This is a genomic window from Streptomyces sp. URMC 126 (assembly GCF_051386555.1).
GTDB lineage: Bacteria > Actinomycetota > Actinomycetes > Streptomycetales > Streptomycetaceae > Streptomyces.
The window spans coordinates 1-246 of record NZ_JBPQTX010001190.1 but is presented as its reverse complement, the minus strand read 5'-3'; the positions used below and the strand labels follow the sequence as shown (position 1 = coordinate 246).

At 66.7% G+C, this 246-nt stretch carries 1 pseudogene; it reads left to right on the top strand.

From position 1 onward, the window contains the following. Window positions 1-246 (top strand): annotated as a pseudogene (locus ACSNOK_RS35610) (hypothetical protein); the annotation flags it as partial.

The window sequence follows — 246 nt, the reverse complement described above, 5'->3', positions numbered from 1 at the left end:
GTTCCGCCTGATCGACACCCTGTGCGAACTGAACCTGATGCGCTACTCCGAGCGCCTGTCCAAGTATGTGCCGGGCGTGGGGCTTCTGAACCTGTCCTCGCCCGTGCTGGCGCGCATGCACATGCGCCAGTTCGCGCGGCCGCACATGCAGGAGCTGGCCAATCACCTGGAGGGCCAGATCCAGCTGGCCGTGGGCCACGGCCGCCAGCTGTGCCTGGTGGAGCTGGCCAACGGCCTGACCAACAA